This window comes from Bacillus sp. AF62 (assembly GCF_050312695.1).
Taxonomy (GTDB): Bacteria; Bacillota; Bacilli; order Bacillales; family Bacillaceae_G; genus Bacillus_A; species Bacillus_A cereus.
This window is the reverse complement of sequence record NZ_JBNPJZ010000142.1, coordinates 1-9940: the sequence shown is the minus strand read 5'-3', so window position 1 is coordinate 9940 and position 9940 is coordinate 1. Positions and strand designations below refer to the sequence as shown.

Here is a 9940-nt window from a genome sequence, read left to right as displayed (position 1 = left end):
CTATTGCATGTTCAGCTAGTTTTTCTGATTCATAACATTGCATATTTATTTTAGTTTTGCAACACCCTCTTAAAAGATAAAGAATCATACTATTCATTTTTAAAACTCTTATTTTCAATCTTTATACTTTATTATCTTTTTACAATATAAAATTTGACCAAGATACATTTAAAAAACCATAAAAACCTTTCTAAACCTCTATAATCCTTCTTTTAATCACTATTTTTTTAGTATTCATTCTTTAAAAATTAATCAGCTTATACACATTTCAATCCTTTTAAAATAAATAAAAAAACAAACACTCCTTTTCATAAGCGTGTTTGTTTTTTTGCTCTTATAAAATGAATGGAGGGTTGTATGAAACAACTGTTAAAGATTGTCTCACTGTACTATACGTAATAAATAGTTTATATGTGAAAAAAATAAGCTCTTTTATCTATAATTAGACAATGCTATATATTTACTCATTGATATTATATATTTTATATAAATTAATTTTAAAAATATACTTATCTATTCTCAAAACATACAGCTTTCCGACAATTTTCCGTAAAAGACCTTATTCTTTTTAAGAATTCAGTCATGCAACACTTGTCAATACACTTGCATGCTATCAACAAGTGTTGCAATACATATGTATGTCATATTCCTCAAAAATAGGACATTTTTTTGTTTTATTGTTTACCCTTATAGATATGCGTTCTGCACCAAAAATAGACTGTCATTTGGTATAAAAAACTGTAATAATATTCTCTCTCATTGCTTTTTGGCTAGAGTGCTGGCTCGTCGTGTGGGGGCGAAACCCCACGTATTACGTATTTATTATTGAATAAGAACTATCTTAGAACGAATGATCTAAGCGGTTCGGCTCGTATACTAGCTAGTCCAAGTCGAGAACCATTGCTTTGCTTTTTGTCTGTCGGCTTGGCGAAAAAAGCACACGAGCCGAAAAAAGTTTTGCCAGGATGAAGCGTAGCGAAAAAGGTGGAGATTTTTGAGCGTTCTTTGCTCAAAAATACTACCTGTTCCTTGCGGAACTTTTAGCCTTATATAGAGAGTGAGAGTAAATTAACCTTATTTGGTTATAAAAATGTTGTTATATCAAGGATTTATAGGTACTTTCGTAGTTATCAAATTAGGTAACATTAGTTATCAAATTAGGTAACTACGAAAACATAAAAAATAGCCCTTAAAAAAGGGCTATTGGAAATTTTTTTAATAAAGGTTTGGATTTTATAAATAATGCTTTTAAAGTAACTTCAATATTGTCACGTTCACCAGAAAACATAATATTAGGATTAATAAAAATTGCGTTAGTACGTGCGTTATTACCTTCAATTTCTTGACCTACTGCTTTTACTACAATACCTTTTTCTTGTAATTGCTTTAATACTCGACTAACCTTAGGTTTACTCGTTCCAAGACGTTCAGCAATCTGCGTTTGAGTCATAGGAACTGCACTTCTAGAATGAATATCATCAACTATACAATTACTCTTAAATTGTAAAAATCGTTGAATGCGCATTAAAAATAGTATTTCTTCATCGGTAAAATATCCTGTCTCCAAAGCATAGTTCCAGTTATCTTGAATCAATTGAACAAACCTCACTTTCGATTGAGGACTTTTTTTAGTACCTATGTAAAGCTCTTTACCAGTAGCTTTAGCCATAATCTCCATAGCTTTTTCTAATTCAGCTTTTGAAACCTCATTATGATCTTGCTTAAATTGTTCATTTTCAATTTCTAAATCTCTTTTTCTAGCATTTCTTTCAGCTTGTCCAAAATCTACAACTTTTGTCATAAAATAATTCTCTCCCTTAGTGGAAGAAATCAACTTTTATATGTTAGAATGTATATAGAATATATATTGGTTGATTCCAACCTTATTATGAAAAACCGCCTGCCGACCAAAGCATGGGCGGTTTTTCTCGTTTATTACATCTTTTTTTATAATAACATGAAATACGTTACTAAAGGTTTCAATCTACTAAAAATCAATTCTCTTTTTCACCATTATTACGTCTATCTTTCCATATCAAACCCTCTCTGCTTATTCATTTCCCTCTTATGTTCCTGTTCAAAATAATTGTTAACTTCCCTACCAACCAATTCATTTTTAACAACCTCTCTAAACGCCTTAAATCGCTCTTTTAAAGCTGCTTTCGTTTGTTGGTACAAAACCCTTATATTTGTTTGTAAATCCTTTATATGAGCTTTTAAAGACCCTATTTCCTTATGTAATACACTAATTTCTTTTTTTAAATAACCTTTTTCCTGTTTCAATATTCTATTCTCTTCCATCCAACCTTCTGCAGTCATTTTTAAACTTTGATACTCTTTCACAAAGTCTGTTTTTCTCAAACGCTGATAATCCTTTTTGATAGTAACCGCTGCGTTCACTTGTTTTGTTAATTCTTGATATTGTTCTGGTAATAACACATAATTTCCAGTCTTTTTCTTCGTGACTTCAGCTTTCCCAAACGTTTTATTATTCTGTACTTCTGTTATTACTTCTTTACGCGAAAATGGAATTTTAATAGGTTCATTTGGCACTTGATCCATAGCACTATCTAATTCTTTTTGTATTTGTTTTACTCTTTTTTCTAGCTCTATATGACGCTGGCCAATTAACTCCAACTTTTCACTTTCACTCTCTACTTGTTGCTTTACTATCTCTAATTCTTTGTACGTATCAACGACATCACTTTCCAAACTCTTTTTAGCTAATTCTAATTCGTTTCTTTTCTCTTCAACATTTTTTAAATCATAATTAATCGTTTGTAATTGTGTTTCTTTTTCTTGTACTTGGTTTTCAATAGTTGACTTCGTTTCTGCATATTCCTTGTATTGACGAACTTTCATGTATTTATGTGAGCCTACATTAGCACGTTCAAAATTCGAAATATATTCTTTAGCTAATTGCTCAATATAGGCCGTTTCTAATTCTCTCCAATGTGCAATTAACTTTCTTCCCATTCCTTCTACACCTTGTTGTTGCAAGGCTCTATCCATTCCAACACGCCTCGTTAATCCTCGACTACTTTCGAAATTCGGTACATAGTTAATATGTAAATGCGGATTGGCTTCATCATCATGTAAAACCATGTTATAAACCGTTAGGTTTGGATTTCTCTCTTGAAAAGCCTCAGCATAGCGCTTCAGTGCTTCCTTTTTGGCTTCCCTATACTTTCGGTCATCTTTACCTTCCCCAATCGCTACAACAAGTTCTCGTTGCTCATGAGTCTTATCATCTTTATGTACTTTGTTATAGTAGTCATCAATTTTACGATCATTCCGTTTTTGTTTCTCGTTATACTTGTCCACCGCTTCTTGAAAAACATCCTTGTATACACTTCGAATGTCCTTTTGAACAAAATAAATATTCTCATGTAACCTAGCTGGATCAATACCAGAATTCCCATAAATATTTTTCCTGTTATTGTGGCTTAATGAACTTTGGTGAGATTGATTAAATGAGATAGAACCCAACATAAAGTGCCACCACTTTCCTAGATTAATTGATACCATAAGTCTAGCAAAGCGACAAAATGGTGTCAATTAAAGTAACCCTATACTTATTTTGACTCTAACGCATCAAAATCAATAGGGGTCTGCGACGCTGTTCGGCTTTGCCGAACCATGCCTAGCATGAAAAAACCAAACCTTGGGCGTTGCCCAAACCCACTGGGGAAAAATTCCCCAGACCCCCTTCATCGAACTCCCCAACCCCTCAAACTCCTTGAGGGACTCCCTCGCCGGTTGGCAGGCCAAAACGCAAACCATTTTGACATACCAAGAGGGTTTGGGTGTAGTAAATATGTCAACTCCTTAATGCTCCCTTCGGTCCGCTTACCGTTGACATATACTTTTAATTGGTATAATAAACCAAATAAGAGTATATGTATTGTAAATAGTATTCTATTATTCTCTTGGAGGTCTTATTATTATGTTTAAATGTTTAAATGCCCAATCCACTATCAATATAAGTAATTTAAAAAATAACTCACAAATCCCTATACTATTAATCGCCTTCAACAATATTACTTATTTAGATAATATGTTAAAACAATTAGAACAAAGAAAAATAAAAAATGAAAATATATGGATATGGGATAACCATTCTACTTATCCTCCTTTATTTACATTTTATAAACAAATATCAAGTACGTACAATCTAATTCAAAATCATAATAATTATGGACCACATTTTTTCACTAACCCTTTAATATGGGATTTATTACCCGATTTTTTTGCCGTAAGTGATCCTGATTTATCTTTTAATGAACATATGCCAAATGATTTTTTGGAATACTTAAAGAATTTAACGGTTGATCTTTCGATATTTAAAGCAGGTCTTGCATTAGATATTTCTTATGATGCAAACTTTAATGAAGAATTGCTATTAAAAATACGTAATGTAAAAATTAGAGAATGGGAAGCACAATTTTGGACTTCTCCTTTACAGAAATATAAAAATCCACAAATTTATAAAGCTGATATTGATACAACTTTTGCTGTTTACAATAAAAAATTCATTACAAATGGTTTTTATAATGCAGTAAGAGTTGCAGATAATTTTACATGTAAGCATTTACCTTGGTATAAAAATAATCTGATTTTAGAAGAAGAAGAAAAAAAATTGTGTAATACTCAATGGTCTACATGGGGAAATATAACATAAATAAAAATTATTAGATGAAACTAATTGCCAAGAATTTTTATTTACTGATAAAAACTTATAAAGATTACTATTATTTATTAAAATAATAATTAGGAGGATATATATGAAATATCATACTAAAAAATACGAGTATATAAAATTTCCAGATTCAATACTTAAACAAGTATTAAACCTCATTACACATATATATAAAGAAGGAACTCTATATTTAACATTATTTGAAAATAATAATGTAAAGAGTTATAAAGATCTAGATACTTTTTTTAATGATTATAATCAAAATAATTTTATAACAAACATTGAATATCTTGTACATGGAATACAAAAAATTAAAATTACATTTAATATGTATCACACCAATATTTCTATGTTATATTGCACAGCATTAGATTCTCATATAGTTTTTGATTTGTTTGAAAATTATAATATTAATAAGATTTAAGTTTTGCAAAACCCTTTAACTTATCATTAACTTTTATCACTATTAAACCCAGAAAGCTTAAAGTATTCATAAGATTTTTTAGCTAAATTCATACATTCATTTGGTTGTTGAGAATAATGTAAAACTGTATTAACAAGTTCATTATAAGGAACAAAAACTATACCTGGCCAATCTGCTTGATCATCAGCATTACTTAATTCAGAAATAATAAATTTATCATTCGCAACAACTTGTGAAATTCTTGGTGTTTCAAGTATACCCGTTAAATAGTAATGGATATTTAATATTATTTTAGATCTCGCTATGAGCTCGTTTTTATCAATCCCCCATACATTATTTCTAAATATGATGTTTAAATGAGGAGCTACTTTTTGTAATTGATCAAAGATAAATTGACGACGTTCATTCATAGAACCAATGAATAATATATCAATATCTTCAAAATCAGGAAAATTTTCAAATTTAAATTCTAATGTTGGAGCATACTTGATTTTCATATGTTTAATTAATTTTCCTAATCCTTTTTTTTGTAACCAATTTATATTGAAAACACTATAATCCCATATTTCTCTATCTTTTAAAATGTTTAAATATCGCGGGTTATCCCAACGACAACCATCATATAATTGTTCAAAATTATATATAATTGCTTCTTTTGGAATATGAATAGAAAAGTTATTATAAATAGATTCATTCGCTCCAAAAATCACTGTATTTATCGCATTTGTTACTAAATCTTCTGATATAACAACTGTATTACCTTGTTGTTCTAAATTCCATTTTAAAGCTTTAGCAATATCTATAAATATGTTATATGTATTTGGCCATATATATAAACAATAGTCACTCTTGTTTTCCATTATTTACCACCACTTTATCTTATTTATATAATAAGAATAAAAAAATTAGACACTATTACTTAAAAATTCACCCCTAAAGGAGCAGATTTTTAAGTAATAGTGTATTTAATATATTTTTAATGTACATATTGTTTTTGAATTTCATTAAAAGATGTAAGTAAATCGTTTGCTTTTTCATTACATCCTTTAGGAAACAATATCCCTAAGCCATTTGAATGTTTAAAAGAAAAAGCAGGATTTTTACTACTTAATTCTGCCCATAATTTATGTACACCGAAGTTTTCATAATAAACAGTTATATCATGAAATAGTACCACTCCATTACTTCTTAATTTTGGTAACCAAGTTTCATAATCATGCGACACGGCTTCATATGTATGATATCCATCAATATGTAACACATCTATTGTTTCATCTTTAAAAGTATGTAATGTACCATCAAAAGTAGATTTTATTAAATTACCTATATGTTTATAATATTTTTGTACTAAATAATTTACAGTTGTATAAACTTCCTCTCCATAAAAACCTCCATGTTCATCTCCTTTCCAAGTATCTATCGCATAACACACTGTCTCGCATTTTTCATCTTTAACAGCTTGACAAAAACTAAAAAAAGAGGTCCCATAAAATGTTCCTAATTCTACGATTATTTGAGGTTTTAAAAATCGTATCAAATCATATGCAAAATCAATGTGTCCTCCCCAAGGCCCCTTTTTAATATTTGGATATTCAGTTTCATATTCAAATTTAGGATTATGTTTTATCCATATCATAATTATACATCTCCCTTTATAAAGTAACTTCCACATACTTTTATGGATTCTGAAAATTGAAATACCAATCCCCTTACATAATTATTAATAATCTAAATAACGTTTTATGCCATATTGAAAAATAATTTATGATTTAACCTTTGTTTTTGGGTGAAAAGGTATAAGCTGGAGTAAAGCAAAGCGAGCGGATATCTTCTACATAAAAATCCTGATAAAGAATAGCAACTACATTTAATTTTTAAACAAACCAAAAAAACCTCTCCGTTTTTGTTTCTGATTTTGCTTTTGCATATCTCTAATATTTTCAAGCAATAACTGATCGCGCTTCTCTAATTTCTTCTCTATAAAAACTTCTAATTCACTGTTTTTACTCTCTACTTCTGTTAACTTTTTCTCTGTATTAGCTAAATGCTCTTTCGTCATAACTAATTCATTCGTAATCTCCTCTAATTTTTGAACAAGCGCTTGATTAAACTGATTTTGTAATTGCTGATTTTCTAATACTTCATCCAATTTCTTTTCTAATTCTGATTTTTCTTCTTTTAAAACAAACAAATCAAGTTCTCCGTTTCGCCATGATCGAACTTGATCGTAAGACCATTTTTGCACCTGTATTTTTTCTTTTATTGCTTTTAATTCTTCTACATTTTCCTTTGAGTATCTGCGATGCCCTCCCTGGCTTCGCTCCGTTTGTATATTAAATTCGTTCGACCATACTTTTAACAAATCGGTTGTTACCTCTAAAAGATCCGCAACAATTTTCGGTGTATGCATTTCCGATTTAAGTTCCAAATTTCATTCCTCCCCTAAAAACGGAATACGTTTTTCACTCATAAAACACGATTAAATCAACATTTCAATAAAAATCGAAATAAACTTGCAACCGATATAAAAACCGATTTTAAAAACGATTTAATTTCGAAATACATTCCGATTTTACCACCAATATGTATTACTTCTTGATACTAACATGAAAAACTTTTTTATTTATACAAGATTTTATTCAAAAAAAGAATAGCGGGGATCCTCCGAATCCCCGCTACATCAACAATGTATAAAATCCTGTATAAGAGATACATAAACAGAAAGACAAGAAACCTTGTAAAAACAAAAGGATTTTATCCAAGTACTTGCTACCGATAATCCTAGTTATGTAAACCTTACATGGATTTTTATTCATCTTCAATTTAAAAAGACAACCTATACCCATTTTTTAGGTGTGTCTTTTTGACCACATTATTGATTATGACACGCCCCTTACATTTGGAAAAGAGTGCTAGCTGGGGGCTAGCCCCCAAGAACTTAGCGTTATATAAATATTGCGTAAGAGAATATTTTGAACGGATGAGCTGGCGATTCGGCTCGTATAATAGCTATCACAAGTCGATAATCATTATTTTGCTTTTGATCTGTCGGCTTGGCAATAAAAGTAAATCGAGCCGAAAAAAGTTTGGCAAGAACAATAAGAAAAAAGAAATAGCAATAGCCATTAGGCGACGTTAAAGGAACCGACTTTTTACTCATTGAAAGTGGAGATTTTTGAGCTGGGTTTGCTCAAAAATACTACCTGTTTCTTTCGAAACTTTTAGCCTTTAATAATATTGATAATAGAAGCACTTACAAAAAATTCTTACAAAGCGTTGATATAACTAGGTTTATTAAGGTTTTTAGGGTGTTAGGAAATCCTAACACCTATTTTTTCCAGTTCGTCCAAAAAGACACACTCAAAAAAACTCATAAAAAAAGACTGTATTTAATTGAATACAGTCTAAAAAAATCTAACAGACAAATTAACCTTTTTACCCTTTTTATCCTTAAGATTTTTCAAAGAATACTGAAATAATCTCATAGTTAATCTATCTAACTGAACATTATTTTTTCTAGGAGCACAAATCATGATATAAGGATTAACAATCCATACTCTAGGGCTAACAGTTCTTCCATTATCAACAACCTGTCCAGCACCTTCAGGACTTAATAATATCTCTTTTTCTTTTAAAGAATTCAAGATTAGAGACATTTGTGTTCTAGATTTACCAATCATTTCAGCAATATCTGAAACAATAGCAGCTTTAGGAAGTTCAAAATGATCATCATCCTGCTTTTTTTTCTTTTTAAACTTGTCTTCACTACAAATAATTACATTAGTCTTAAATTCTAAATAAGCTTGAAGCCGAAACAACAAACTTTCCTCAGTCTGAGTCAAATAATCTATTTGCGTCAACAAATTTATCTTCTCTTCAAATCAAATTTAGTTATTTTATTGTCCAGCTTCCCCTGTAGGTCCAGTTGTTCCTGTGGATACTATACTGTTTATTGAATTCTGTAATATTAATTGATATAAATTTTCCAACACATTAGAAGAAAATATATAAATATAGCTTATAGATATTAATGATTGAAAAAATAATTGAAATAATTGAGATATTTCTTATAAAGAAGATAAAGGTTCTTTTAAATTTATAATTAATTTTTGTGTAGAATCTTAATTTGGATTTTGAAAAAATGACTGTATAGTTGGTTGTAATTCTGTTAATAATGTTAACAATTTTTGTTGTTGTGGAAAAATAGAGGGTATATTATTTGAGATAGGAAGAGCAAGAAAACAAGAGATATAATTTTTATGCAAATCAGAATGAAATTTCATAAATAAGCCTCCTTTCCAAAGTATATTTGATTATTTTTTATATTATTAATCTTATTTAACTTATAAAAAATACAAACAAGCGAATATATATTCCCTTGTTTGCCATGTCTCTTCTGAAGACAATATAGTGTATGTACTTTACTAAATAGTCGTGTTTGTTTTGTATATGTATTATTATTTTTTAATTTTTAAAATAAAAGGAAATATTTGAAATTAAATTCATAAAATAATAAGGACATAAATTCACCTTTATAAAAAGAGATAAACTGGTCATTTATCTCTTTTTATATTTTTTTGAAATAAGAGATACATATATATAAAATGTATAAAAAGAATAAAAATAGGTAAGAAACATATGTTTTTTACCTATTTTTATATTGATTAAGTTTCAATTGTTGTATTCTTTTTATTTCATCTTTTCTATACTTCACCTTGCTTTTTTAACATAAACTTTTACTTAAAAGAGGGTGTTGCAAAACTCATAAATATCCAAAAATGAATGCATAAAGAAACCCGTTTTCCTGGAAGAATGAT

Annotated in this window: 7 protein-coding genes and 2 pseudogenes; 2 read left to right on the top strand and 7 right to left on the bottom strand. The window is 29.2% G+C overall.

Going from position 1 to position 9940, the window contains the following annotated elements; all coding sequences use genetic code 11:
* Positions 1 to 1189 precede the first annotated feature (1189 nt).
* Both ACQRBL_RS30315 and ACQRBL_RS30310 read right to left on the bottom strand, forming a co-directional pair.
* The gene (locus tag ACQRBL_RS30315; protein WP_098163547.1) at positions 1190 to 1801 is read right to left on the bottom strand and encodes a helix-turn-helix domain-containing protein; all 612 of its coding nucleotides are present in this window, start codon (positions 1799 to 1801) and stop codon (positions 1190 to 1192) included.
* Between the two features lie 221 nt (positions 1802 to 2022).
* A complete protein-coding gene (locus ACQRBL_RS30310) occupies positions 2023 to 3492 on the bottom strand; it encodes a plasmid recombination protein (protein ID WP_411996702.1) in 1470 nt (489 codons plus the stop codon).
* Positions 3493 to 3946: 454 nt separating this feature from the next.
* Here ACQRBL_RS30310 and ACQRBL_RS30305 point away from each other — a divergent pair, with 454 nt between their 5' ends.
* Positions 3947 to 4681 carry a hypothetical protein gene (locus ACQRBL_RS30305; protein WP_411996703.1) on the top strand — a complete coding sequence of 245 codons (735 nt, stop codon included), beginning with the start codon at positions 3947 to 3949 and terminating at the stop codon, positions 4679 to 4681.
* Positions 4682 to 4784: 103 nt separating this feature from the next.
* The gene (locus ACQRBL_RS30300; RefSeq protein ID WP_411996704.1) at positions 4785 to 5123 is read left to right on the top strand and encodes a hypothetical protein; all 339 of its coding nucleotides are present in this window, start codon (positions 4785 to 4787) and stop codon (positions 5121 to 5123) included.
* 26 nt (positions 5124 to 5149) lie between these two features.
* On the opposite strand, the pseudogene ACQRBL_RS30295 reads toward ACQRBL_RS30300, so the two are convergent.
* From ACQRBL_RS30295 to ACQRBL_RS30275, 5 genes and pseudogenes are all read right to left on the bottom strand, one after another.
* A pseudogene (locus ACQRBL_RS30295) lies at positions 5150 to 5983 on the bottom strand (glycosyltransferase family 1 protein); the annotation flags it as partial.
* A gap of 116 nt (positions 5984 to 6099) precedes the next feature.
* Positions 6100 to 6759, bottom strand: coding sequence for a class I SAM-dependent methyltransferase (locus ACQRBL_RS30290; protein WP_411996705.1), 660 nt, complete (start codon positions 6757 to 6759; stop codon positions 6100 to 6102).
* Between the two features lie 231 nt (positions 6760 to 6990).
* Positions 6991 to 7551 carry a MerR family transcriptional regulator gene (locus ACQRBL_RS30285; RefSeq protein ID WP_411996706.1) on the bottom strand — a complete coding sequence of 187 codons (561 nt, stop codon included), beginning with the start codon at positions 7549 to 7551 and terminating at the stop codon, positions 6991 to 6993.
* A 976-nt stretch (positions 7552 to 8527) separates the two neighbouring features.
* Positions 8528 to 8992: pseudogene (locus ACQRBL_RS30280) on the bottom strand (Rep protein); the annotation flags it as partial.
* Positions 8993 to 9244: 252 nt separating this feature from the next.
* Positions 9245 to 9406, bottom strand: a complete 162-nt coding sequence (locus ACQRBL_RS30275; protein WP_411996707.1) for a hypothetical protein — start codon at positions 9404 to 9406, stop codon at positions 9245 to 9247.
* Positions 9407 to 9940: the final 534 nt, after the last annotated feature.

Coding starts and splice junctions, on each gene's coding strand:
- ACQRBL_RS30315 (WP_098163547.1), bottom strand. CDS start 1,801: ATGACAAAAGTTGTAGATTTTGGACAAGCTGAAAGAAATGCTAGAAAA.
- ACQRBL_RS30310 (WP_411996702.1), bottom strand. CDS start 3,492: ATGTTGGGTTCTATCTCATTTAATCAATCTCACCAAAGTTCATTAAGC.
- ACQRBL_RS30305 (WP_411996703.1), top strand. CDS start 3,947: ATGTTTAAATGTTTAAATGCCCAATCCACTATCAATATAAGTAATTTA.
- ACQRBL_RS30300 (WP_411996704.1), top strand. CDS start 4,785: ATGAAATATCATACTAAAAAATACGAGTATATAAAATTTCCAGATTCA.
- ACQRBL_RS30290 (WP_411996705.1), bottom strand. CDS start 6,759: ATGATATGGATAAAACATAATCCTAAATTTGAATATGAAACTGAATAT.
- ACQRBL_RS30275 (WP_411996707.1), bottom strand. CDS start 9,406: ATGAAATTTCATTCTGATTTGCATAAAAATTATATCTCTTGTTTTCTT.